The following is a 23,479-nucleotide window of genomic DNA, read 5'->3' as shown; positions in this document are numbered from 1 at the left end:
CGGACCACACCGACGCGCTCCCCTCGCTTGCCTCACGGCACGAGGGGTTTTTTGTTGCACCGGACCAGGCAAAACGTCGTAAAACACTCGCAAACCTCAGCTTCGAGAAGAGAATGCCGATGACCGAGCAGGCCACCGGGGCCCACCATCCCCAGCCGCGGGCCCGTAGCGGCGGATCGCCCTCCGCCACCGTTGAGCACCTCACGGGTGCGCAGTCCCTCATCCGCTCCCTCGAGGAGGTGGGGGCCGACACGGTATTCGGCATTCCGGGCGGCGCGATCCTTCCGGCGTACGACCCGATGATGGACTCCCAGCGCGTCCGTCACGTCCTGGTCCGCCACGAGCAGGGCGCCGGCCACGCGGCCACCGGCTACGCGCAGGCCACCGGCAAGGTCGGTATCTGCATGGCCACCTCGGGCCCCGGCGCCACCAACCTGGTCACCCCGATCGCCGACGCGTACCTGGACTCGGTGCCGATCGTCGCGATCACCGGCCAGGTGGCCTCCGCCGCCATCGGCACGGACGCCTTCCAGGAGGCGGACATCTGCGGCATCACGATGCCGGTCACCAAGCACAACTTCCTGGTCACCAAGGCCGAGGACATCCCGCACACCATCGCCGAGGCCTTCCACATCGCCGCCTCCGGCCGCCCGGGCCCGGTCCTCGTCGACATCGCCAAGGACGCGCTCCAGGCGAAGACCACCTTCAGCTGGCCGCCGGTCATGGACCTGCCCGGCTACCGCCCGGTGACCAAGCCGCACGCCAAGCAGATCCGCGAGGCCGCCAAGCTCATCACCCAGGCCAGGCGCCCGGTGCTCTACGTGGGCGGCGGCGTCATGAAGTCCGGGGCCACCGCCGAACTCAAGGTGCTGGCCGAGCTGACCGGAGCGCCCGTCACCACCACCCTGATGGCGCTCGGCTCCTTCCCCGACAGCCACCCGCTGCACGTGGGAATGCCCGGCATGCACGGTTCGGTCACCGCCGTCACCGCGCTGCAGAAGGCCGATCTGATCGTCGCCCTCGGCGCCCGCTTCGACGACCGCGTCACCGGCAAGCTCGACAGCTTCGCCCCGTACGCCAAGGTCGTCCACGCGGACATCGACCCGGCGGAGATCGGCAAGAACCGCGCCGCCGACGTCCCGATCGTGGGCGACGCCCGCGAGGTCATCGCCGACCTCGTCCAGGCCGTCCAGGCCGAGCACACCGAGGGCAACACCGGCGATTACAGCGCCTGGTGGAAGGACCTCGACCGCTGGCGCGAGACCTACCCGCTCGGCTACGACCTCCCCGAGGACGGCAGCCTCTCGCCGCAGCAGGTCATCCAGCGCATCGGCGAGCTCGCCCCGCCGGACACGATCTTCGCCGCGGGCGTCGGCCAGCACCAGATGTGGGCCTCGCACTTCATCCAGTACGAGCAGCCCGCCACCTGGCTCAACTCCGGCGGCGCCGGGACCATGGGCTACGCGGTCCCCGCCGCGATGGGCGCCAAGGCCGGCATGCCCGACCGCACGGTCTGGGCGATCGACGGCGACGGCTGCTTCCAGATGACCAATCAGGAGCTCACCACCTGCGCCCTGAACAACATCCCGGTCAAGGTCGCGATCATCAACAACGGCGCGCTCGGCATGGTCCGCCAGTGGCAGACCCTGTTCTACAACCAGCGGTACTCCAACACCGTGCTGCACTCCGGCGCCGACACGGAGGGCAACGAGGCGAAGGGCACCCGGGTGCCCGACTTCGTGAAGCTCTCCGAGGCCATGGGCTGCCACGCGATCCGCTGCGAGGACCCGGCCGACCTGGACAAGGTCATCGCCGAGGCGAACGCGATCAACGACCGTCCGGTCGTCATCGACTTCATCGTCCACGAGGACGCCATGGTGTGGCCGATGGTCGCCGCCGGCACCTCCAACGACGAGGTCATGGCCGCCCGGGGCGTCCGCCCCGACTTCGGCGACAACGAAGACGACTGAGAGACAGAGAGAGACCGACTGCCATGTCCACCAAGCACACGCTCTCCGTCCTGGTCGAGAACAAGCCCGGTGTCCTCGCCCGGATCACCGCCCTGTTCTCCCGCCGCGGCTTCAACATCGACTCGCTCGCGGTCGGCACCACCGAACACCCCGACATCTCCCGCATCACCATCGTCGTGAATGTCGAGGACCTGCCCCTGGAGCAGGTCACCAAGCAGCTCAACAAGCTGGTCAACGTCCTCAAGATCGTCGAACTCGAGCCGTCCGCTGCGATCCAGCGCGAGCTCGTCCTGGTGAAGGTCCGCGCCGACAACGAGACCCGCTCCCAGATCGTCGAGATCGTCCAGCTGTTCCGCGCCAAGACCGTCGACGTCTCGCCCGAGGCCGTCACGATCGAGGCGACCGGCGGCGCCGACAAGCTGGAGGCGATGCTCAAGATGCTGGAGCAGTACGGCATCAAGGAGCTCGTCCAGTCCGGCACCATCGCCATAGGGCGCGGCGCGCGCTCGATCACCGACCGGTCCCTGCGCGCCCTCGACCGCACGGCGTGACAGCCGCGGGCCCCGCCGCCGCGCTCGCATGGCGAGACCCGAAACCTTCATCGACGCACCCCGCCGTACGGTGGGACGCAAAACCTGCACACCAAGGAGAAGACCCAGTGGCCGAGCTGTTCTACGACGACGATGCCGACCTGTCCATCATCCAGGGCCGCAAGGTCGCGGTCATCGGCTACGGCAGCCAGGGCCACGCCCACGCGCTGTCGCTGCGTGACTCGGGTGTCGACGTCCGTGTCGGTCTGCACGAGGGCTCCAAGTCCAAGGCCAAGGCCGAGGAGCAGGGCCTGCGCGTGGTGACCCCGTCCGAGGCCGCCGCCGAGGCCGACGTCATCATGATCCTCGTCCCGGACCCGATCCAGGCCCAGGTCTACGAGGAGTCCATCAAGGACAACCTGAAGAAGGGCGACGCGCTGTTCTTCGGCCACGGCCTGAACATCCGCTTCGACTTCATCAAGCCGCCGGCCGACGTCGACGTCTGCATGGTCGCCCCCAAGGGCCCGGGCCACCTGGTCCGCCGTCAGTACGAGGAGGGCCGCGGCGTCCCGTGCATCGTGGCCGTCGAGCAGGACGCCTCGGGCAACGGCCTGGCGCTCGCCCTGTCGTACGCGAAGGGCATCGGCGGCACCCGCGCCGGCGTCATCAAGACGACCTTCACCGAGGAGACCGAGACCGACCTCTTCGGCGAGCAGGCCGTCCTCTGCGGTGGCACCGCCGCCCTGGTCAAGGCCGGCTTCGAGACCCTGACCGAGGCCGGTTACCAGCCGGAGATCGCCTACTTCGAGTGCCTGCACGAGCTGAAGCTCATCGTGGACCTCATGTACGAGGGCGGCCTGGAGAAGATGCGCTGGTCCATCTCGGAGACCGCCGAGTGGGGCGACTACGTCACCGGCCCGCGCATCATCACGGACGCCACCAAGGCCGAGATGAAGAAGGTCCTCGCCGAGATCCAGGACGGCACCTTCGCCAAGAACTGGATGGCCGAGTACCACAACGGTCTGCCCAAGTACAACGAGTACAAGAAGGCCGACGGCGACCACCTGCTGGAGACCACCGGCCGTGAGCTGCGCAAGCTCATGAGCTGGGTCAACGACGAGGACGCGTAACACCCGGCGCCGGGGGCGGGTCAGGCCCGCCCCCGGCACCCACGCACTCGTGCGGGTGATCCTTCCGAAGGGGCGCTGACCGGGGTCCCACGCATGACTACACTGCTCCACATACACGCGTCAGGCCCACAGTGTCGTGCGTCTTCCACGCGGCAAGCCCCTCCACGCCTGCGGCCGTCGGGACGGCCGTCCGCACTGGATCTGTGAGGACTCACGTGAGCTCGAAACCTGTCGTACTCATCGCTGAAGAGCTGTCGCCCGCCACGGTGGACGCCCTGGGCCCGGACTTCGAGATCCGGCACTGCAACGGCGCGGACCGCGCCGAGCTCATCCCCGCCATCGCCGATGTCGACGCCATCCTGGTGCGCTCCGCCACCAAGGTCGACGCCGAGGCCATCGCCGCCGCGCACAAGCTGAAGGTCGTCGCCCGCGCGGGCGTCGGTCTGGACAACGTCGACGTCTCCGCCGCCACCAAGGCCGGCGTCATGGTCGTGAACGCCCCGACCTCCAACATCGTCACCGCCGCCGAGCTGGCCTGCGGTCTGCTCGTGGCCACCGCGCGCCACATCCCGCAGGCCAACACCGCGCTGAAGAACGGCGAGTGGAAGCGCTCGAAGTACACCGGCGTCGAGCTGAGCGAGAAGACCCTCGGCGTCGTCGGCCTCGGCCGCATCGGCGTCCTGGTCGCCCAGCGCATGTCCGCCTTCGGCATGAAGATCGTCGCCTACGACCCCTATGTGCAGCCCGCGCGCGCCGCGCAGATGGGCGTCAAGCTCCTCTCGCTGGACGAGCTCCTCGAGGTCTCCGACTTCATCACCGTGCACCTCCCGAAGACCCCGGAGACGCTGGGCCTGATCGGCGACGAGGCGCTGCACAAGGTGAAGCCCACCGTGCGCATCGTCAACGCCGCGCGCGGCGGCATCGTGGACGAGGAGGCGCTGGCCTCCGCGCTCAAGGAGGGCCGCGTCGCCGGCGCCGGTCTCGACGTGTACGCGAAGGAGCCCTGCACGGACTCCCCGCTCTTCCAGTTCGACCAGGTCGTCTGCACCCCGCACCTCGGCGCCTCCACCGACGAGGCCCAGGAGAAGGCGGGCATCGCGGTCGCCAAGTCCGTGCGCCTCGCGCTCGCCGGCGAGCTCGTCCCGGACGCGGTCAACGTCCAGGGCGGCGTCATCGCCGAGGACGTGCGCCCCGGCCTGCCGCTCGCCGAGAAGCTGGGCCGGATCTTCACCGCGCTGGCCGGCGAGGTCGCCGCCCGCCTCGATGTCGAGGTCTACGGCGAGATCACCCAGCACGACGTCAAGGTGCTCGAACTCTCCGCGCTCAAGGGCGTGTTCGAGGACGTCGTGGACGAGACGGTGTCGTATGTGAACGCCCCGCTGTTCGCCCAGGAGCGCGGTGTCGAGGTGCGCCTCACCACCAGCTCCGAGTCGGCCGAGCACCGCAACGTGGTCACCGTCCGGGGCACCCTGGCCGACGGCCAGGAGGTCGCCGTCTCCGGCACGCTGGCCGGCCCCAAGCACCTCCAGAAGATCGTCGCCATCGGTGAGCACGACGTGGACCTGGCGCTCGCCGACCACATGATCGTCCTCCGCTACGAGGACCGTCCCGGCGTCGTCGGCACGGTCGGCCGGATTCTCGGCGAGGCCGGGCTCAACATCGCGGGCATGCAGGTCTCCCGCGCCGACGTGGGCGGCGAGGCGCTGGTCGTCCTCACCGTGGACGACGACGTCCCGGCGGCCGTGCTGACCGAGATCTCCTCGGAGATCGGCGCCGCCTCGGCCCGCTCGGTGAACCTCACCGACTGACCTCCCGGGCTCACCGGCCGCGTGAGTCCCACCCGTACCCGGCATGCGGACGCGCGTCTCGCGCAAGCGTCTGTGTGCCGGGTACGCCGCTGTCCCGGGCCACCGTGAGGGTCTGCTCGAAGGGGCCCCTTCTCCAAGGGGCTGCTGCTCGAAGGCGCCGAGCCATGCCTGCTGGAGAAGGCCCGGCGCCGTCACCGCAGCCGGGCCGCCTTCAGGGCCATGTGGAGCAGCAGGCGGTCCTCGCCGTCGTTCAGGTCGAGGCCGGTGAGCTGCTGGACGCGGGAGAGGCGGTAGTACAGCGTCTGGCGGTGGATGCCCAGCTCGGCGGCGGTCCGGGAGGCCTGGCCCGCGCGGTCCAGGAACACCTCCGCGGTGCGGGCCAGGTCCCGCTGGGCCGGCGCCAGCAGGGGGCGCACGGCCGGGTCGGGCGGGGCGTCCGGGGCGAGCGCGGTCAGCGTGCGGTACGGGCCGATGGCCGGCCAGTCGGCGACCGGGCCGTAGCGGGTCTCGGCCGCCGCCGCCCGGGCCGCCGCCGCCGCCTCCTGCCAGGCGTCCGCCAGCTCCGTGAGGCCCCGGCGGGGGACCGCGATCCCGGCGGTGGCCGTCTCCCCGGCGGTGCCGCGCAGCCGGTCGGCGGCGCCGAGCGCGGGGTCCAGGACCTCCGGCGACCGCAGCCGGATCAGCGCGGCCAGGCCCGGCGCGCCGGACCGGCCCGGCACCTCCGCCCCGGTCAGCGCCGCGGCGGAGGGAATGGTGCGCACGGCGGGCGAGCCGTCCGGCCACGGGGCCACGCACACCACGGTGTGCAGCCCGTCCGCGTCGGGCCCCAGCGCGTCGGCGAGCGCGGCCACCGCCATGTCCCGCTGCCAGCCGCGCCCGGCGGCCAGCACCGCGCCGAACTCCCGGGACAGGTCGGTGCCCGCCCGCTCCTCGTCGGCCAGCAGCGCGCCGATCCGGGCGGCGACGTCCATCGCCGCGTCGAGCTGGCGGTCGGTCGGCCCCGGTTCGGCGTCCAGCAGCCATACGTAACCGAGGACGACCCCCCGATGGCGTACCGGCAGGCAGATGCGGTCGCGGTAGACGCCGGCCTCGGGGGCGGCGGGGATGCGCAGGGGGCCGGTGGCGCGGGTGATGCCGAAGTTCTCGAACCAGGCGCGGACCGCCGGGGTGGAGCGGCGGGTGAGGATCGACCGGGTGCGGACCGGGTCCATCGCCGTGGTGTCGTCGCTGTCGTGGGCCCCGAAGGCGACCAGGCCGAAGTCCCGGTTCTCCAGCGTCGCGGGGACGCCGAGCAACGCGGAGATCTCGTCCACCAGCTCCTGGTAATCGCCCTTCACCCGGCCATTCTCGCACCCCTTCAGACATATGTCTGAGATCCGGCGCACGGATGTGTGGCAGCTGTCGATGGCAGGGATGCGGCGCGATCCTTAGATTTCACGGTGGTTCTCCGTGCTGTACCGCTTATGTTCGTTACGGGGCATATACGGCGGTGTGGCTTCGTTCGTACTTTCCGTGGAGGTGCCCCGTGCTGGGTCCCGTGATTCTCGCCGCGTCGCGAAGCGACAAGATGCGCCGGTTCATCTCGGCCGCGCCCGGCACCAAGCAGGTCGTCGACCGCTTCATCGCCGGTGAGACCGTCGACCAGGTCGTCCCGGTCATCGAGGACGCCGCCGACAAGGGCCTGGAGGTCACCCTCGACGTCGTCGGCGAGGACATCACCACGCCCGAGCAGGCCGCCGCCGCGCGCGACGCCTATCTGGAGCTCATCGAGCGCCTCAAGGACCTCGGCCTTGGCACCCGGGCGGAGATGTCCGTCAAGCTCTCCATGTTCGGCCAGTCCCTGGACGGCGGCCACGAGCTCGCCCTCGCCAACGTGCGCCCGGTCGTGGAGGCCGCCGCCGCGATCGGCACCACGGTCACCCTGGACGCCGAGGACCACACCACCCTCGACTCGATGTTCGCCATCCACGAGGAGCTGCGGAAGGACTTCCCGCAGACCGGCTGCGTCATCCAGGCGTACCTCTTCCGCACCGAGGAGGACGCCCGCCGCCTCGCCGCCGCCGGCAGCCGGGTGCGCATCGTGAAGGGCGCCTACAAGGAGCCCGCCTCCGTCGCGTACCAGGACAAGGCCGAGATCGACAAGGCGTACGTCCGCATCCTGAAGACCCTGATGCAGGGCGAGGGCTACCCGATGATCGGGTCCCACGACCCCCGCCTGATCGCCATCGCCCAGGAGCTGGGCCGCAAGGCCGGCCGCAAGCTGGACGAGTACGAGTTCCAGATGCTGTACGGCATCCGCAGCGACGAGCACATCCGGCTCGCCGCCGAGGGCCACCGCATGCGCGTCTACACCGCGTACGGCACCGACTGGTACGGGTACTTCATGCGCCGCCTCGCCGAGAAGCCGGCCAACCTGCTGTTCTTCGGCCGCTCCATCCTCACCAAGGGCTGAGCACCCCCTCCACCCTCCCAACGACTGACTGAAGGAGCATCGGAACCCATGGACGCTGTGACCCAGGTCCCCGCGCCGGTCAACGAGCCGGTCCACTCCTACGCCCCGGGCTCCCCGGAGCGCGCCCGCCTGGAGGCCAAGCTCAAGGAGCTCAGCGAGAACCCCATCGACCTGCCGATGACCATCGGCGGCGAGAAGCGGATGGGTGGCGGCGAGCGCGTCGACGTCGTGCAGCCCCACAACCACAAGGCCGTCATCGGCACCTTCGCCGGCGCCACCGAGCAGGACGCCCAGGACGCGATCGACGCCGCCCTGGCCGCCGCGCCGGCCTGGCGCGCGATGTCCTTCGACGACCGCGCCGCGATCATCCTGCGCGCCGCCGAGCTGCTGTCCGGCCCGTGGCGCGAGACGCTGGCCGCCTCCACCATGCTCGGCCAGGGCAAGACCGCCCAGCAGGCCGAGATCGACTGCCCCTGCGAGCTGGTCGACTTCTGGCGCTTCAACGTGCACTACGCGCGCCAGATCCTCGCCGAGCAGCCCCCGGCCAACTCCCCGGGCGTGTGGAACCGCATGGACCACCGCCCGCTGGAGGGCTTCGTCTACGCGATCACGCCGTTCAACTTCTCGGCCATCGCCGCCAACCTGCCGACCGCGCCCGCCCTCATGGGCAACGTCGTCGTGTGGAAGCCGTCCCCGACGCAGACCCACGCCGCCGTGCTGCTGATGCAGCTCCTGGAGGAGGCCGGTCTGCCCAAGGGCGTCATCAACCTGGTGACCGGCGACGGCATCGCCGTCTCCGAGGTGGCCCTGAACCACCGCGACCTGGCCGGCATCCACTTCACCGGCTCCACCCCGACCTTCCAGCACCTGTGGAAGACCGTCGGCAACAACATCGCCAACTACCGCACCTACCCGCGGCTCGTCGGCGAGACCGGCGGCAAGGACTTCGTCGTCGCCCACCCGTCGGCCGACCGGGCGGTCCTGAAGACCGCGCTGACCCGCGGCGCCTTCGAGTACCAGGGCCAGAAGTGCTCGGCGACCTCACGCGCCTACATCCCGGCCTCCATCTGGAACTCGGGCTTCAAGGAGGAGTTCGCGGCCGAGGTCGACTCCATCACCATGGGCGACGTCACCGACCTGTCGCACTTCATGGGCGCCGTCATCGACGACCGCTCCTTCGCGAAGAACAAGGCCGCGATCGACCGCGCCGCCGCCGACCCGGCGTGCACGATCGTCGCGGGCGGCACCTACGACGACTCGGTGGGCTACTTCGTCCGCCCGACCGTCATCGAGTGCACCGACCCTTCGAACGAGGTCTTCACGACCGAGTACTTCGGCCCGATCCTCGCCGTGTACGTGTACGAGGACGACCAGTACGACGCGATGCTGGATCAGATGGAGTCGGTCTCCGACTATGCCCTGACCGGTTCCGTCATCGCGAACGACCGCGCGGCGGCCGCGTACACGATGGAGAAGCTGCGGTACGCCGCGGGCAACTTCTACATCAACGACAAGTCGACCGGTGCCGTCGTCGGCCAGCAGCCCTTCGGCGGCGGCCGTGCCTCGGGTACGAACGACAAGGCAGGCGCCCCCCAGAACCTCCAGCGCTGGACCCTCACCCGGGCCATCAAGGAGACCCTGGTCCCGCCGACCGAGTACACCTACCCCCACCAGGGCTGACGCCCTCCGGGGCGCCCCGCGGCGCCCCGCCCCGATTCCCGCCCCCCGTCCGGTTCCCCTGCCGGACGGGGGGCGGTTTCCATGCGCCCGGTCCGCCGCGGCCCCCTGCGCGGCGGCCCCCGCGCAGGGGGCCGTCTCAGATAGTAGGAAGCCCGAGTAATTGTGGAGACAGACCGGCCGGGCTGCTCTAAATTTGTAGAAGCCGAACGTCTCGCTAGATCAAGCGACTGGCGGTCGAGAGCGCACGCCTCCGCGCAGGCAACCCCTGCGGCGCCCGTTCCCCGCCCCTTCCGGCGCCTCGAAATCACTGATCTCGACATCACCCCACGCTGTTCGATCTCGAAATCCGCGCGATCTCAAGGAGTCGATCCACCATGGCCGAGACCATCACCCGCCGCCGTGTCCGTCACGCCCACCGCCCGACCGAGTCGGAGCGGCAGGCTGCCGCCGCCGCCCTCCAGCGCGCCCTCGACCGCCGCGACAACGGCGGCTCCACCGGCCACTGACCGGGAAGCGCGCCGCGCCGGCCGGCCGGCGCCCCCTCGAACGAAAGACCGATACACGTACAGCTGCCCCCACGTCCGCATGGTGGACGTGACGTGTCATGGGGTGGGACGAGCAGTAGGGTGCCACCATGTCTCGCAGCATCAATCTCGCAGTGATCCCCGGTGACGGTATCGGCCAGGAGGTCGTGGCCCAGGGCCTCAAGGTCCTCAACGCTGTTCTCCCGCAGGATGTGAAGCTGGAGACCAAGGAGTACGACCTTGGCGCCCAGCGCTGGCACCGCACCGGTGAGACCCTCCCCGACGCGGAGCTCGACGCCCTCAAGGGGCACGACGCCATCCTGCTCGGCGCCATCGGCGACCCGTCCGTGCCCTCCGGCGTCCTGGAACGGGGGCTGCTGCTGAAGCTGCGCTTCGCCTTCGACCACTTCATCAACCTGCGGCCGTCGAAGCTCTTCCCGAACACCGAGACGCCCCTCGCCGGCCGTCCGGACATCGACTTCGTCGTCGTCCGCGAGGGCACCGAGGGCCCCTACACCGGCAACGGCGGCTCGCTGCGCACCGGCACCGAGCACGAGGTCGCCACCGAGGTCAGCCTCAACACCGCCCACGGTGTCGAGCGGGTCGTCCGGGACGCCTTCGAGCGCGCCGCCGCCCGCCCCCGCAAGAAGCTGACGCTGGTCCACAAGAACAACGTCCTGGTGTACGCGGGCCACCTCTGGAAGAACATCTTCGACAAGGTCGCCGCGGAGTACCCGCAGGTCACCACCGACTACCTGCACGTCGACGCCGCGACGATCTTCTTCGTCACGCAGCCGGAGCGCTTCGACGTCATCGTCACCGACAACCTCTTCGGCGACATCCTCACCGACCTCGCCGCGGCCGTCTCCGGCGGCATCGGCCTGGCCGCCTCCGGCAACATCAACCCGACGGGCGCCTTCCCGTCGATGTTCGAGCCGGTCCACGGCTCCGCCCCCGACATCGCGGGGCAGGGCAAGGCCGACCCGACCGCCACGATCCTCTCCGTCGCCCTCCTGCTGCGCCACCTCGGCTACGAGGCCGAGGCCGTGCGCATCGAGGACGCCGTCTCCGCCGACCTCGCGGAGCGCGACAGTGCCCGTACGACCGATGAGATCGGCGACGCCCTCGCGGTACGCGTAGCGGGCTGACCCGACGACTCCCACAGAAGCCGCCGGGTCGCAGAGGCACCCGGCGGCTTCACCTGCGCGGCCCCGGGTGTCACCATCGAACCCTGGACCGCATTCACGTCATTTCGTGCACGGCAGCCTTCGAGCGATAATCGAACGGGGCCGTGGCTCGCTGCGAAGCTCGGACGTCCTAGCACTTGAAGGCGTGCACGCGGTCCCACACACACATCACGGTGAAGGACACGCACTCATGACGACCACGATCGAGCTCAAGCCCTCCTCGAACCCGCTGTCCGACGCGGAGCGCGAGGCGATCCTGGCCAAGCCGGGATTCGGCCGCTACTTCACCGACCACATGGTGACGATCAAGTGGACCGAAGGCCGCGGCTGGCACGACGCCCAGCTCGTGCCGTACGCGCCGCTGTCGATCGACCCGGCCAACATGACGCTCCACTACGGCCAGGAGATCTTCGAGGGCCTGAAGGCGTACCGCCAGCCCGACGGCTCCGTCGCCACCTTCCGCCCCGAGGCCAACGGCGAGCGCTTCCGTGCCTCCGCCCGCCGCCTCGCCATGCCCGAGCTGCCCGTCGAGACGTTCGTGGCGGCCTGCGACGCGCTCGTCCAGCAGGACGCGGCGTGGGTCCCGGCCCACGGCGGCGAGGAGTCCCTCTACCTGCGCCCCTTCATGATCGCGACCGAGGTCGGCCTCGGCGTGCGCCCGTCCAACGAGTACCTGTTCCTGGTCATCGCCTCGCCGGCCGGCGCCTACTTCCCCGGCGGTGTGAAGCCCGTCTCCATCTGGCTCTCCGAGGACCGGGTCCGCGCCGTCCCCGGCGGCATGGGCGACGCCAAGACCGGCGGCAACTACGCCGCCTCCCTCCTCGCCCAGGCCGAGGCCGCCGCCAAGGGCTGCGACCAGGTCGCCTACCTCGACGCCGTCGAGCACAAGTGGGTGGAGGAGCTGGGCGGCATGAACCTCTACTTCGTGTACGGGGACCGGATCGTCACCCCGTCCCTCACCGGCTCCCTGCTCGCCGGCATCACCCGGGACTCGCTCCTCACGCTGGCCGGCGACCTCGGCTACACCTCCGAGGAGGCCCGCGTCTCCATCGACCAGTGGCGCGAGGACACCGCAGCCGGCACCCTCACCGAGGTCTTCGCCTGCGGCACCGCCGCCGTCATCACCCCCGTCGGTACGGTCAAGAGCGCGGGCGGCGAGTGGACCCAGGGCGACGGCACCCCCGGCCCGGTCACCCTCAAGCTGCGCGAGCGCCTGCTCGACATCCAGCGCGGCACCGCCGAGGACACCCACGGCTGGATGCACTCCCTGGCGTGAGCACCCGTACGAAGAGCCCCCGGTGTCTCGCCGGGGGCTCTTCGCGCGCCCGAATCCTGAGACGGGCGGTTCACGGCGGCGGTCCTGTGCCAGACTGCTGCCGTGCCCTCGTCCGTCATGATTATTGGCAGCAGGCGCGCCGGTCCGCAGTGACCGTCCCGTACCACCACGTGCGGAACGGCCACCGTGCCCCAGACCCGCGCGCAGACCTCTCGCACCCGCGAGGGGTTTTTTGTTTTCCGGCCTCCACCCCGGCCGGGAACGCGGCGCACGGGATGATGGGGGCAAGTGGAGCCAGACCGTCAGGATCCACTCATCCGACAGGAGTCAGACCAGCAATGACCACCAAGGCCAAGCCCACCGACGACAGCTTCCATGTCTTCGACACCACGCTGCGCGACGGTTCACAGCGTGAAGGCATCAACCTGACGGTCGCCGACAAGCTGACCATCGCCCGGCACCTGGACGAGTTCGGCGTCGGCTTCATCGAGGGCGGCTGGCCCGGCGCCAACCCCCGCGACACCGAGTTCTTCGCCCGCGCCCGCCAGGAGATCGAGTTCAAGAACGCCGAGCTGGTCGCCTTCGGCGCGACCCGCAGGGCGGGCGGCACCGCCGCGGAGGACCCCCAGGTCAAGGCGCTGCTGGAGTCCGGCGCCCCGGTGATCACGCTGGTCGCCAAGTCCCACGACCGCCACGTGGAGCTCGCGCTGCGCACCACGCTGGAGGAGAACCTGGAGATGGTCCGCGACACCGTCGCCCACCTCCGCGAGCAGGGCCGCCGGGTCTTCGTGGACTGCGAGCACTTCTTCGACGGCTACCGCGCCAACCCCGAGTACGCCAAGGCCGTCGTCAAGGCCGCCGCCGAGGCCGGCGCCGACGTGGTCATCCTCTGCGACACCAACGGCGGCATGCTCCCCGCCCAGATCCAGGCCGTCGTCTCCACGGTCCTCGCGGACACCGGCGCCCGGCTCGGCATCCACGCCCAGGACGACACGGGCTGCGCCGTCGCCAACACCCTCGCCGCCGTCGACGCGGGCGCCACGCACGTCCAGTGCACCGCCAACGGCTACGGCGAGCGCGTCGGCAACGCCAACCTCTTCCCGGTCGTCGCCGCGCTGGAGCTCAAGTACGGCAAGCGGGTCCTCCCCGAGGGCGCCCTCGCCGACATGACCCGGGTCTCGCACGCCATCGCCGAGGTGGTCAACCTCACCCCCTCCACGCACCAGCCGTACGTCGGCGTCTCGGCCTTCGCCCACAAGGCCGGGCTGCACGCCTCCGCGATCAAGGTCGACCCGGACCTCTACCAGCACATCGACCCCGCCCTGGTCGGCAACACCATGCGGATGCTGGTCTCCGACATGGCCGGGCGGGCCTCCATCGAGCTGAAGAGCGACGAGCTCGGCATCGACCTCGGCGGCGACCGGGAGCTGGTCGCCCGGGTCGTCGCCCGGGTCAAGGAGCGCGAGCTCAGGGGCTACACCTACGAGGCCGCCGACGCCTCCTTCGAGCTGCTGCTGCGCGCCGAGGCGGAGGGCCGGGTACGCCGCTACTTCCGTACCGAGTCCTGGCGGGCCATCGTGGAGGACCGCCCCGACGGCAGCCACGCCAACGAGGCGACCGTGAAGCTGTGGGCCAAGGGCGAGCGGATCGTCGCCACCGCCGAGGGCAACGGGCCGGTCAACGCCCTGGACCGGGCGCTGCGCGTGGCCCTGGAACGGATCTACCCGCAGCTGGCCAAGCTGGAGCTGACCGACTACAAGGTCCGCATCCTGGAGGGCCGCACCGGCACCGACTCCACCACCCGCGTCCTGATCACCACCGGCGACGGGACCGCCGAGTGGTCGACCGTCGGGGTCGCCGAGAACATCATCTCCGCGTCCTGGCAGGCACTGGAGGACGCGTACACCTACGGCCTGCTGCGCGCAGGCGTCGAACCGACGGACTGACGCCCCGCCCGGACCGGCACCCGCCCGCCCCCGTCCGCCCGCCTCAACAGGCAGGGCGGGCGGGGGCGTTCGCGTGTACGACCCCGTACGGGCACCGAGTGAACGGGATGCGGGACGCCCGCGTCAAGAGGTCTGCGCGTTCAGGAATTGAACGAATGGACCGTGTTCTCCTCGTTATCAGATGGGTACGGACCAATCTCGACGTGAAGTATTGACCGCCGTGTTCCAGCGGGGTTAACTCACGCCACCAACGCCGGTACCGGTTCCGGAACCGGTTGCGGTACCGGTTCCACCGCCGGCCGTTGCGGCCGTTCCCACTGTCCCGTCGTGTCCTGGAGGCCCCCGATGCGCGTCACCATCGCTGATGTCGCCCGCGAGGCCGGCGTCAGCAAGACGACCGTCTCCCGGGTCATCAACACCAAGGGCGAGGTGGACGGTTCGACGGCCGCGCGGGTCCGTGAAGTGATCGCGCAGCTCGGCTATGTGCCCAGCTCGGGCGCCGTCGGACTGGCCCGCGGCAGCAGCCGTACGGTCGGCATGCTGGTGCCCTCGCTGACCTGGCCCTGGATGGGCGAGCTGCTCCAGGGCGTGGTCGACACCGTCGAGGCCGCCGATTACGGGCTGCTGCTGTTCACCTGCAACCGCGGGGCCGAGTCCGTGGAGCGCTTCACCAGCCAGGTGTCGGCGCGGGCCTTCGACGGCCTGGTGGTGGTGGAACCCGAGAACACCCTGGAGCACCTCACGGAGCTGCACCGCGGCGGCCTGCCGATCGTGCTCATCGACGACCGCGGCCACCACCCCGAATTCCCCTCCGTCGTGACCACCAACCACGAAGGAGGCGCGTCGGCCGCCCGCCATCTGCGGGACGCCGGCCGCACCAGGCCCGTCGTGATCACCGGCCCCCCGCACTTCGGCTGCGTACGCGACCGGACGGCCGGATTCGTCTCGGTCCTCCCCACGGACCTCGTCGTCCCGGGTGACTTCACCGAACGCTCCGGCCGCCTCGCGGTGGAGGAACTCCTCGCCTCGGGCACGGAGTTCGACTCGGTCTTCGCGCACAACGACATCACCGCGGCGGGTGTGCTGCGGGCGTTGCGCGCCGCGGGGAAGACCGTGCCCGGGGACATCGCGATCGTCGGCTTCGACGACATCCCGATGGCCGAGCACACCGAACCGCCCCTGACCACCGTGCGCCAGCCCACCCGGCAGATGGGTGAGACGGCCGCACGGATGCTCCTCTCCCACCTCGGCGGCACGCCCGCACCGGAAACCCCGGTCGTGCTCCCCACCACACTGGTCGTGCGCCACTCGGCGCCCTAGCGGACAACGGCACCCCCCAGGCCCACACCCCGCACCCGCACCACCGCACGCGCAACGCCCGCACCAAGGCGCGCCCAGCGCTGCCCGTTTCCGGAATCCACAGACCCGCCAGTCCCTCCTGGAGTCGTTATGTCCGCACGCCGTCACACGCTGAGAGCCGCCGCGCTCGCCACCGCCGTGGTCGCACTCGCCGCAGGCTGCTCCTCGGCCAACTCGAACCACAACAAGAACAACGGCGGTGCCGCCACGGGCGTCCTGAACATCGGCAAGCCGGACGGGCCGCAGACGAACAACAGCAACCCGTTCCTCAACACCTCGGCCGGCGCCACCCTCGGCTACCGCTGGATGATCTACGAGCCGCTGGCGATGGTGAGCCAGATCCGGCCCGCCGACAAGCCCGACCCGTGGCTGGCGACCGACTGGAAGTGGGACCTCAACTTCACGAAGGTCACCCTCACCATCGACGAGCGCGCCAAGTGGGCCGACGGCAAGCCGCTGACCGCCGACGACGTGGCGTTCACCTTCGACCTGCTGAAGAAGCACCCGGCCCTCAACGCCGACGGCATCCAGTGGGGCGGGGTCGAGGTGAAGGACAAGAAGGTCGTCCTGACCTTCAACGCCTCGCAGTACGTCAACCAGAACAAGATCCTCCAGCAGTTCATCGTGCCCAAGCACATCTGGGAGAAGGTCGACAACCCGGAGACCTGGCCGAACCGGGCGCCCGTCGGCTCCGGCCCGTACAAGCTGAAGACCTTCACACCGCAGACCACCACGCTGACCGCGACGCCCACCTACTGGAAGGGCTCGACCAAGGTCAAGGAGCTGCGCTACAGCACGTACAACGACAACAACGCGGCGACCACCGCGCTGGCCAGCGGCAAGCTGGAGTGGTCGTTCGTCTTCATGCCGGACTTCAAGAAGCTGTTCATCGACAAGGACCCGAAGAACCACAAGCTGTGGTTCCCCTCCGGCCTCGGCATCCACGGCCTCTGGTTCAACACCACCCGCAAGCCGTTCGACGACCCGGCGCTCCGCAAGGCCATGGCGATGGTCATCGACCGCAAGGCCATCTACACCCAGGCCGAGGCGACGCTCTACCCGGAGATCACCAACCCCACCGGCATCCCGCTGCCGGCCGGTGAGTCCTTCATCGCCCCGGACTACAAGAACGCCACCACCACGCCGGACGTGGAGGGCGCCAAGAAGGTCCTGGAGAAGGCCGGCTTCACGCTCAGCGGCGGCGTCCTCAAGGACCCGGACGGCAAGCCGGTGAAGCTCACGTTCACCGACCCGGCCGGCTGGAACGACTACATCACGGGCCTGTCGATCATCAAGGACAACATCAAGAAGATCGGCATCGACGCCAAGGTCAAGACGCAGACCGCGGACGCCTGGGGCGCGGACGTCGCCAACGGCAACTTCGACGCCACCCTGCACTGGACCAACAGCGGCGCCACCCCGTACGACATGTACCAGAACATCATGGACGGCGCCCTGCTCCAGCCCATCGGCAAGCCCTCCCAGTCCGGCAACTTCGGCCGCTTCAAGAGCACCGAGGCGACCGAGGCGCTGAAGGACTTCGCGCAGGCCACCACGGACACCGCCCGCACCGAGGCGATGAACACCCTCCAGAAGATCATGGTCGAGCAGGTGCCGATGGTCCCGACCGCTGCCGCGCCCATCGGGGCGGAGTACTCCACGAAGAACTGGGTGGGCTGGCCCACCGAGGACGACCCGTACGCGGACCCGCAGCACACCCAGCGCACCTCGCTGGAAGTCGTGCTGAATCTCAAGCCCGCCAAGTAGTACGCAGGGATCAGGTACCGGCCATGTCTGAACAGCCAGCGAACAACCACATCGTGCTCGAAGCACGCGGAGTCACCAAGCACTTCGCCGTGCGGCGCAACGCCCGCGACCTCCTCGCGCGCACCCGCCGTACCGTCCACGCCGTGGACGACGTCTCGCTGCGACTGCGGCGCGGCAGCGTCACGGCACTGGTGGGGGAGTCGGGCTCCGGGAAGTCCACCGTCGCCAGACTGCTCGCGCAGCTGTATCCGCTCACCTCGGGCGAGATCCACCTGAACGGGCAGCCGGTGAAGGCCGGACGTGGCCGGTCCTTCCGCAGTTACGTACGCCGGGTCCAGCTCATCTTCCAGGACCCGTTCGCCTCGCTGAACCCCGTGCACACCGTGCGCTACCACCTGACCCGGTCGCTGAAGATCCACGGCCGGGCGGGCAGCGGCGAGGCGGAACTGGAACAGAACCTGACCGCTCTGCTGAACCGCGTCCAGCTGACTCCTCCTCATCAGTACCTGGACAAGTTCCCGCACGAGCTGTCGGGCGGTCAGCGCCAGCGCGTGGCCATCGCCCGCGCGCTCGGCGCCGACCCCCAGGTCCTGCTGGCCGACGAGCCGGTCTCGATGCTGGACGTGTCCATCCGGCTCGGGGTGCTCAACCTGCTCAAGGACCTCAAGGACCGGCTCCACCTCGCGATCCTCTACATCACCCACGACATCGCGTCCGCCCGCTACTTCGCGGACACCACCCTGGTGATGTACGCGGGCCGCATCGTCGAGGGCGGGGACAGCGAGACCGTCACCCAGCGCCCCGCCCATCCCTACACCCAGTTGCTCATCGCCTCGGCGCCGCACCCCGACCGGGCGGGTGACGAGGACGAGCCGGAGGACGCCGGCACCGGTGAGCCCCCGTCGCTCATCGACCCGCCCGCCGGCTGCCGCTTCCACCCCCGCTGTCCGAAGGCGATGGAGCGCTGCCGCACCGAGCTGCCGCCCCGGTTCGACCTGGCCGACGGCCAGTGGGCCGCCTGCTGGCTCTACGAGGGCACCGGCACCGCCCCCACCGACGACCACGAGAAGGAGGCTGCGAAGTGAAGTTCCTGCTCCAACGGCTCGCCTTCTACCTGGTCACGGCCTGGGCCGCGATCACGATCAACTTCCTCATCCCGCGCCTGATGCCCGGCGACCCGGTCCAGGCGCTCATGGCCCGCTTCCAGGGCCAGCTGGACACCAGCGCCATCGACTCGCTGAAGGCCCTCTTCGGCCTCGACGAGAAGCAGTCGATCTGGGAGCAGTACACCGACTACTGGGCGCACCTGTTCCAGGGCGACCTCGGCCTGTCGTTCACCTTCTTCCCGACCCCGGTCAGCGAGGTCATCGCGCAGTCGCTGCCCTGGACGCTGGCGCTCGTCGGCATCACCACGCTGATCAGCTTCCTGCTGGGCACCGGCATCGGGGTCTTCACGGGCTGGCGGCGCGGCTCCTGGATGGACAGCCTGCTGCCCGTCACCACCTTCATCTCGTCCATCCCGTACTTCTGGCTCGGGCTCATCGCGATCTCGCTGTTCGCCGTGAAGTGGCCGCTCTTCCCGGCCGACGGCGGCTACGACAACTCGCTGGTGCCCGCCTTCGACTGGCCGTTCATCTCCAGCGCGCTCTACCACGGGGTGCTGCCCGGCTTCACGATCGTCCTCAGCGCGGTCGCCGGCTGGATCCTCGGCATGCGGAACATGATGGTGACGGTGTCCAGCGAGGACTACGTCATGGTCGCCCAGGCCAAGGGCCTCTCCGAGCGCCGGGTGATGTTCGGTTACGCGGCACGCAACGCGATCCTGCCCAACATCTCCGGCTTCGCCCTCTCGCTCGGCTTCATCGTCGGCGGCACCCTCCTGGTGGAGATGGTCTTCTCCTACCCGGGCATCGGCTACCAGCTCTTCCAGGGCGTGGGCGCCAAGGACTACCCCCTCATGCAGGGCATCTTCCTCATCATCACGCTCTCCGTCCTGGCGGCGAACCTCCTCGCCGACATCCTCTACATGCTCCTCGACCCCCGTACCCGAAGGGAGGCGTAGGGCTGTGGCCGTCACCGCATCCGAGGTCGCCGTACTCGACGCCGCCGAAACCCCGGCAGCGAGCAAACGCAAGTTCCGCTTCCTGCGCGGCCGGAAGACCGTCGTCGGACTGGGCATCCTGCTCTTCTTCGTGCTGATCGCGGTCATAGGCCCGTGGATCGCCCCGTACGACCCCGACACGATGAGCCAGGACCTGTTGCAGCCGCCCTCCGGTTCGCACTGGTTCGGCACCACGCAGACCGGCCAGGACGTGCTCTCGCAGATTCTCGTCGGCACCCGGGGCGTGCTCGTCGTCGGCTTCGTCGCGGGCATCCTCGCCACCGCCCTGTCCGTGCTGATCGGTGTGACCGCGGGCTTCCTCGGCGGGCTGGCCGACGAGGCGCTGTCGCTGCTGTCCAACGTCTTCCTGGTCATCCCCGGACTGCCGCTGATCATCATCATCGCCAGCTTCGTCACGGACGCCGGCGACCTGCTCATCGCCTTCGTCATCGCCCTCACCTCCTGGGCCTGGGGCGCCCGCGTCCTGCGCGCCCAGACCCTGTCGCTGCGCCGCCGCGACTACGTGGAGGCGGCCCGCGCCACGGGCGAGCCGACCTGGCGGATCATCATCTTCGAGGTGATGCCGAACCTCACCGCCGTCATCGCCTCCGGCTTCGTCGGCACGGTCATCTTCGCGATCCTCTCCGAGATCACCCTCGCCTTCATCGGCGTCGCCGACATCTCCAACTGGAACTGGGGGACCGTCCTGTTCTGGGCGCAGTCCAGCCAGGCACTGGCCCAGGGCGCCTGGTGGTGGTTCGTCCCGGCCGGGCTCTGCATCGCCCTGCTCGGCATGTCCCTCGCGCTGATCAACTTCGGCATCGACGAGTTCGTCAACCCGCGACTGCGCACCGAGACCGGCGGCTCCCGCAAGGTCAGGATGCGCGTCGGCTTCACCCCGGTGGCCCGCGCCGGCACCGGCACCGCACCGCACAAGGAGACCCGCCCATGAGCGAGCCCGTCCTCACCATCAGCGGCCTCAACGTGGACTACGGGACCGGCACCGACGCCGTGCACGCCCTGCGCGACATCGACCTCACCCTGCACCGCGGCGAGGTGCTCGGGCTCGCCGGCGAATCCGGCTCCGGCAAGTCCACCCTGGCCTACGCGGTCACCCGGCTCCTCTCCCCGCCCGGCGTCATCACCGGCGGCGAGGTCCACTACCACGGGCGCGACGGCCAGGCCATGGACCTGCTCGCGATGTCGGCGGCCCAGCTGCGCGCCTTCCGCTGGCAGGAGCTGTCCCTCGTCTTCCAGGGCGCGATGAACTCGCTGAACCCCGTCTACACGGTCCACGCCCAGCTCACCGACGTACTCCAGGCACACCGCCCGGAGATGAGGAAGGCCGACCGCACCGCCCGGGCCCGCGAACTCCTCAGCCTGGTGGGGATCTCCCCGGACCGGCTCGGCGCCTACCCGCACCAGCTCTCCGGCGGCATGCGGCAGCGCGTGATGATCGCGATGGCGCTCGCCCTGGAACCCGAGATCGTCATCATGGACGAGCCGACGACCGCGCTCGACGTCGTCATGCAGCGCCAGATCCTGCGCCAGCTGGTCCGCCTCCGCGAGGAGCTGGGGTTCTCCGTCGTCTTCATCACCCACGACATCTCGCTGCTGATCGAGTTCTCCGACCGGATCGCGATCATGTACGGCGGCCGGATCGTGGAGGAGGCCGGCGCCACCGAGATCTACCGCGACCCCCACCACCCGTACAGCGCCGGGCTGCTGCACTCCTTCCCCGCGCTGCACGGACCCCGCCGCGAACTCAGCGGCATCCCCGGCTCGCCCCCGCACCTCTCGGCGATGCCCGCCGGCTGCGCCTTCCACCCCCGCTGCGCCAAGAAGACCGAGGGCTGCGACACCCACGTCCCGGTGCTCACGGCGACCGGGGCGGACGGCTCCCGCTCGGTGGCCTGCTGGCTCCACCACGAGGTCCCGGCCACCGCCCGCGCATAGGCAGCCCGGGCCACGCACACCACAGGAGAACCATGAACCTCGTCACCCCCCGGGCATACGCCCGCGAGATCACCGCCCGGGCCGTGCCCGGCCTGCCCGCCGGCTTCCGCTGGGGCGTCGCCACAGCCGCGTACCAGATCGAGGGCGCGGCGGCCGAGGACGGCAGGACGCCGTCCATCTGGGACACGTACTGCCGGGTGCCGGGCATGGTCGTGCGCGGTGAGAACGGTGACGTGGCGTGCGACCACTACCACCGGATGCCCGAGGACGTGCGGCTCATCGCGGACCTCGGCGTCGACACCTACCGCTTCTCGCTGGCCTGGCCGCGCGTCCAGCCGGGCGGCCGGGGCCCGGCCAATCCGAAGGGGCTGGACTTCTACAAGCGCCTGCTGGACGAGCTGGAGGCCAAGGGCGTCACCCCCTGGGTCACCCTCTACCACTGGGACCTGCCGCAGGAGCTGGAGGACGCGGGCGGCTGGCCGGTGCGCGACACCGCGTACCGCTTCGCCGAGTACGCCGCGCTCGCCTACGACGCGCTGGGCGACCGGGTCACGCACTGGACGACGCTCAACGAGCCCTGGTGCTCCGCGATGCTCGGGTACGCCTACGGGAGCCAGGCGCCGGGCCGGCGGAACTTCGGCGAGGCGATCCACGCCGTGCACCACCTGCTCCTCGGCCACGGACTCGCCTCCCGGTACCTCCGCGAGCAGTCCGCCGCCCGGGGCGACGGCCTCGAACTCGGCATCACCCTCAACCTGGGCACCGCGACCCCGGAGACCGGCAGCCACGAGGACGCCGAGGCGTGCCGCCGCGCCGACGGCCTGGGCGCCCGGCTCTACCTCGACCCGCTCGTCAAGGGCGCCTACCCCGAGGACGTGGTCGCCGACCTCGCCGCCCAGGGCATCGAACTGCCCGTCCAGGACGGCGACCTGGCCGCGATCTCGACGCCGCTGGACGTGCTCGGGGTCAACTTCTACCGGGGCTCGCTGTTCTCCGGCGTCACGGAGGACGGCGCGACCACCGACGCGGACGGGCTGCCCGTCACCCGGCAGGTCGAGCGGGACCTGCCGCGCACCGCCATGGACTGGGAGATCACGCCCACCGCCCTCACCGACCTGCTCGTCCGCCTGGAGGAGGACTACGGCCTGCCGACGGTCGTCACGGAGAACGGCGCCGCCTTCGACGACACCGTCTCCGAGGACGGCGGGATTCACGACGCCGACCGCACCACCTACCTCGCCGACCACATCGCCGCCGTGGCCGCCGCCCGCGCCCGGGGTGCGGACGTGCGGGGCTACTTCGCCTGGTCGCTGATGGACAATTTCGAGTGGTCCTACGGCTACGACAAGCGGTTCGGCATCGTCCGCGTCGACTACGACACGCAGGTGCGGACGCTCAAGGACAGCGCCAAGTGGTACCGCGACACCATCAGGCTCACCCGCGACGCCTGACCCCGACACCCCCCGCAGGACGGCAAGACAGCAGGACGGCAAGACAGCAGGACGGCAAGACAGCAGGACGGCAAGACAGCACGACAGCAGCACCGGCGCGGGGGCCCCCGGGCCCCCCCCCCCCCCCCCCCCCCCCCCCCCCCCCCCCCCCCCCCCGCCCCCCCCCCCCCCCCCCCCCCCCCCCACCCCCCCCCCCCCCCCGGCCCCCCCCCCCCCCCCCCCCCCCCCCCCCCGGCCCGCCCCCCCCCCCCCCCCCCGGCGGCCGCCCCCCCCCCCCCGCGTCCGCCGTGACGCACGGCACCGCCCCCGGTCCGTGCCGCCCGCGGTTAGCGCCGGTTAACC

18 protein-coding genes are annotated in these 23,479 nt (G+C 70.4%); 17 read left to right on the top strand and 1 reads right to left on the bottom strand.

What is annotated here, in order from left to right:
* The first annotated feature begins 113 nt into the window (after window positions 1–113).
* The 4 genes from FKN01_RS12220 (at window position 114) to serA (ending at window position 5,438) form a co-directional block, all read left to right on the top strand.
* The gene (locus tag FKN01_RS12220; protein ID WP_143619535.1) at window positions 114–1,970 is read left to right on the top strand and encodes an acetolactate synthase large subunit; all 1,857 of its coding nucleotides are present in this window, start codon (window positions 114–116) and stop codon (window positions 1,968–1,970) included.
* A gap of 23 nt (window positions 1,971–1,993) precedes the next feature.
* Entirely contained in the window at window positions 1,994–2,521 is a 528-nt protein-coding gene (gene ilvN / locus FKN01_RS12215; RefSeq protein WP_018553223.1) for an acetolactate synthase small subunit, read from the top strand.
* Between the two features lie 107 nt (window positions 2,522–2,628).
* Entirely contained in the window at window positions 2,629–3,630 is a 1,002-nt protein-coding gene (gene ilvC / locus FKN01_RS12210) for a ketol-acid reductoisomerase (RefSeq protein WP_143619533.1), read from the top strand.
* A 215-nt stretch (window positions 3,631–3,845) separates the two neighbouring features.
* Window positions 3,846–5,438 carry a phosphoglycerate dehydrogenase gene (serA, locus tag FKN01_RS12205; protein ID WP_143619531.1) on the top strand — a complete coding sequence of 531 codons (1,593 nt, stop codon included), beginning with the start codon at window positions 3,846–3,848 and terminating at the stop codon, window positions 5,436–5,438.
* Window positions 5,439–5,629: 191 nt separating this feature from the next.
* On the opposite strand, the gene FKN01_RS12200 is transcribed toward serA, so the two are convergent.
* Entirely contained in the window at window positions 5,630–6,775 is a 1,146-nt protein-coding gene (locus FKN01_RS12200; protein ID WP_143619529.1) for a CdaR family transcriptional regulator, read from the bottom strand.
* Window positions 6,776–6,963: 188 nt separating this feature from the next.
* Between FKN01_RS12200 and FKN01_RS12195 the strand changes: the two genes are divergently transcribed.
* The 13 genes from FKN01_RS12195 (at window position 6,964) to FKN01_RS12135 (ending at window position 23,137) form a co-directional block, all read left to right on the top strand.
* Window positions 6,964–7,890: a proline dehydrogenase family protein gene (locus FKN01_RS12195; RefSeq protein WP_143619527.1), complete on the top strand. Its 927-nt coding sequence runs from the start codon at window positions 6,964–6,966 to the stop codon at window positions 7,888–7,890.
* Window positions 7,891–7,938: 48 nt separating this feature from the next.
* On the top strand, window positions 7,939–9,570 hold the full coding sequence (gene pruA, locus FKN01_RS12190) for an L-glutamate gamma-semialdehyde dehydrogenase (protein ID WP_143619525.1): 1,632 nt from the start codon (window positions 7,939–7,941) through the stop codon (window positions 9,568–9,570).
* A 374-nt stretch (window positions 9,571–9,944) separates the two neighbouring features.
* A complete protein-coding gene (locus tag FKN01_RS33105) occupies window positions 9,945–10,076 on the top strand; it encodes a hypothetical protein (RefSeq protein WP_260696858.1) in 132 nt (43 codons plus the stop codon).
* Between the two features lie 128 nt (window positions 10,077–10,204).
* The gene (locus FKN01_RS12185) at window positions 10,205–11,242 is read left to right on the top strand and encodes a 3-isopropylmalate dehydrogenase (RefSeq protein ID WP_143619523.1); all 1,038 of its coding nucleotides are present in this window, start codon (window positions 10,205–10,207) and stop codon (window positions 11,240–11,242) included.
* Between the two features lie 229 nt (window positions 11,243–11,471).
* On the top strand, window positions 11,472–12,557 hold the full coding sequence (locus FKN01_RS12180; RefSeq protein WP_143619521.1) for a branched-chain amino acid aminotransferase: 1,086 nt from the start codon (window positions 11,472–11,474) through the stop codon (window positions 12,555–12,557).
* 338 nt (window positions 12,558–12,895) lie between these two features.
* A complete protein-coding gene (cimA, locus tag FKN01_RS12170; RefSeq protein ID WP_143619517.1) occupies window positions 12,896–14,503 on the top strand; it encodes a citramalate synthase in 1,608 nt (535 codons plus the stop codon).
* A 345-nt stretch (window positions 14,504–14,848) separates the two neighbouring features.
* Complete coding sequence (locus FKN01_RS12165) at window positions 14,849–15,823, top strand: LacI family DNA-binding transcriptional regulator (RefSeq protein WP_143619515.1); 975 nt, start codon at window positions 14,849–14,851, stop codon at window positions 15,821–15,823.
* A 129-nt stretch (window positions 15,824–15,952) separates the two neighbouring features.
* Window positions 15,953–17,629 carry an ABC transporter substrate-binding protein gene (locus FKN01_RS12160; RefSeq protein ID WP_143619513.1) on the top strand — a complete coding sequence of 559 codons (1,677 nt, stop codon included), beginning with the start codon at window positions 15,953–15,955 and terminating at the stop codon, window positions 17,627–17,629.
* A 23-nt stretch (window positions 17,630–17,652) separates the two neighbouring features.
* Window positions 17,653–18,714: an ABC transporter ATP-binding protein gene (locus tag FKN01_RS12155; RefSeq protein WP_143619511.1), complete on the top strand. Its 1,062-nt coding sequence runs from the start codon at window positions 17,653–17,655 to the stop codon at window positions 18,712–18,714.
* On the top strand, window positions 18,711–19,691 hold the full coding sequence (locus tag FKN01_RS12150) for an ABC transporter permease (protein WP_143619509.1): 981 nt from the start codon (window positions 18,711–18,713) through the stop codon (window positions 19,689–19,691). The genes FKN01_RS12155 and FKN01_RS12150 overlap by 4 nt, the downstream gene beginning before the upstream one ends.
* Before the next feature lie 4 nt (window positions 19,692–19,695).
* Window positions 19,696–20,682 carry an ABC transporter permease gene (locus FKN01_RS12145; RefSeq protein WP_143619507.1) on the top strand — a complete coding sequence of 329 codons (987 nt, stop codon included), beginning with the start codon at window positions 19,696–19,698 and terminating at the stop codon, window positions 20,680–20,682.
* Window positions 20,679–21,686, top strand: coding sequence for an ABC transporter ATP-binding protein (locus FKN01_RS12140; RefSeq protein WP_143619506.1), 1,008 nt, complete (start codon window positions 20,679–20,681; stop codon window positions 21,684–21,686). The genes FKN01_RS12145 and FKN01_RS12140 overlap by 4 nt, the downstream gene beginning before the upstream one ends.
* A 32-nt stretch (window positions 21,687–21,718) precedes the next feature.
* Window positions 21,719–23,137 carry a GH1 family beta-glucosidase gene (locus FKN01_RS12135; protein ID WP_143619504.1) on the top strand — a complete coding sequence of 473 codons (1,419 nt, stop codon included), beginning with the start codon at window positions 21,719–21,721 and terminating at the stop codon, window positions 23,135–23,137.
* The last annotated feature ends 342 nt before the right edge of the window (window positions 23,138–23,479 follow it).

The organism is Streptomyces sp. 130 (genome assembly GCF_007096885.1).
Lineage (GTDB): Bacteria > Actinomycetota > Actinomycetes > Streptomycetales > Streptomycetaceae > Streptomyces.
The sequence above is the reverse complement of the archived record's forward strand: the minus strand, read 5'-3'. Positions and strand labels throughout refer to the sequence as shown.

What these genes read in the sequence shown, in the direction of transcription:
- FKN01_RS12220 (WP_143619535.1), top strand. Translation starts at nt 114, where the DNA reads ATGCCGATGACCGAGCAGGCCACCGGGGCCCACCATCCCCAGCCGCGG.
- ilvN (WP_018553223.1), top strand. Translation starts at nt 1,994, where the DNA reads ATGTCCACCAAGCACACGCTCTCCGTCCTGGTCGAGAACAAGCCCGGT.
- pruA (WP_143619525.1), top strand. Translation starts at nt 7,939, where the DNA reads ATGGACGCTGTGACCCAGGTCCCCGCGCCGGTCAACGAGCCGGTCCAC.
- FKN01_RS33105 (WP_260696858.1), top strand. Translation starts at nt 9,945, where the DNA reads ATGGCCGAGACCATCACCCGCCGCCGTGTCCGTCACGCCCACCGCCCG.
- FKN01_RS12185 (WP_143619523.1), top strand. Translation starts at nt 10,205, where the DNA reads ATGTCTCGCAGCATCAATCTCGCAGTGATCCCCGGTGACGGTATCGGC.
- FKN01_RS12180 (WP_143619521.1), top strand. Translation starts at nt 11,472, where the DNA reads ATGACGACCACGATCGAGCTCAAGCCCTCCTCGAACCCGCTGTCCGAC.
- cimA (WP_143619517.1), top strand. Translation starts at nt 12,896, where the DNA reads ATGACCACCAAGGCCAAGCCCACCGACGACAGCTTCCATGTCTTCGAC.
- FKN01_RS12165 (WP_143619515.1), top strand. Translation starts at nt 14,849, where the DNA reads ATGCGCGTCACCATCGCTGATGTCGCCCGCGAGGCCGGCGTCAGCAAG.
- FKN01_RS12160 (WP_143619513.1), top strand. Translation starts at nt 15,953, where the DNA reads ATGTCCGCACGCCGTCACACGCTGAGAGCCGCCGCGCTCGCCACCGCC.
- FKN01_RS12155 (WP_143619511.1), top strand. Translation starts at nt 17,653, where the DNA reads ATGTCTGAACAGCCAGCGAACAACCACATCGTGCTCGAAGCACGCGGA.
- FKN01_RS12140 (WP_143619506.1), top strand. Translation starts at nt 20,679, where the DNA reads ATGAGCGAGCCCGTCCTCACCATCAGCGGCCTCAACGTGGACTACGGG.
- FKN01_RS12135 (WP_143619504.1), top strand. Translation starts at nt 21,719, where the DNA reads ATGAACCTCGTCACCCCCCGGGCATACGCCCGCGAGATCACCGCCCGG.